Genomic DNA, 1,082 nt, shown 5'->3' with positions numbered 1-1,082 from the left:
CCGCGCGCCGCGACTTCCTGGACATTGGACGCCGTCTTTTCGAACAGCTCGTCGTCGGGTGCGATGACCACGACCGGCGTATTCTCGTCGATCAGGGCGATCGGCCCGTGCTTCAGCTCGCCGGCGGCATAGCCTTCAGCGTGAATGTAGCTGATTTCCTTCAGCTTCAGCGCGCTTTCCAGCGCCAATGGGTACATGGCGCCACGGCCAAGATAGATGACGTCGCGCGCCTTCGACAGGTCATAGGTCATGCGCGTGATCTCGGCATCCATCTTCAGCGCTTCGGCGATCAGGCCCGGCGCTTCGAGGAGGGTGCGAACCAGATGCGCTTCCTCATGCGTGGTGATCTTGCCGCGCTGGCGGGCCGCCGAAATACACAGGGCCAGGAGCGCCGACAGTTGCGAAGTAAAGGCCTTGGTCGAAGCGACGCCGATTTCGGGGCCGGCGTGGGTCGGCCACAGGATATCGGCTTCGCGCGCCATGGTCGAGGAATGGACATTGACCAGGGCGGCCGTCTTCAGGCCTTGCGACTGGCACCAACGCAGCGCCGCCAAGGTGTCGGCGGTCTCACCCGACTGCGACACAGCAACCGCCAGCGTGCCAGGCGTCACGGCCGGACTGCGGTAGCGGAATTCCGAGGCGACCTCGACATCGACCGGCAATCCAGCCAATTTTTCAAAGGCATAGCGCGCGATCGAGCCTGCGTAGTAGGCGGTGCCGCAGGCGATGATCTGGATGCGCGTGATCTCACCAAAGTCGACGGCGGCCTGGATATCGTCGCGCACGCGGGCAGAAATTGGATCGAGATAGGCCGACAGGGTCCGCTGGCAGCTTTCCGGCTGTTCGTGGACTTCCTTTTCCATGAAGTGGCGGTAGGCGCCTTTTTCAACCAGGGCGGCCGAGGCCGACACATGGGTCAGGGGACGGTTGACCAAAGACCCCTTGGCGTCGAAGATCTGGGCGCCGCCACGCGTGACGATAGCCCAGTCGCCTTCCTCGAGATAGGTGACGCGTTGGGTGAACGGGCCTACCGCCAGGGCGTCGCTGCCCAGGAACATCTCGCCGTCCTCGCCCCAGCCGAC

Annotated in this window: 1 protein-coding gene; it reads right to left on the bottom strand. The window is 64.0% G+C overall.

What is annotated here, in order from left to right:
• On the bottom strand, nt 1-1,082 hold a 1,082-nt coding region (glmS, locus tag J2X24_RS22445), incomplete at both ends, for a glutamine--fructose-6-phosphate transaminase (isomerizing) (RefSeq protein WP_209726327.1).

Origin of the sequence: Asticcacaulis solisilvae (genome assembly GCF_017875235.1) — a bacterium.
Classification (GTDB): Bacteria; Pseudomonadota; Alphaproteobacteria; order Caulobacterales; family Caulobacteraceae; genus Asticcacaulis; species Asticcacaulis solisilvae_A.
The sequence above is the reverse complement of the archived record's forward strand: the minus strand, read 5'-3'. Positions and strand labels throughout refer to the sequence as shown.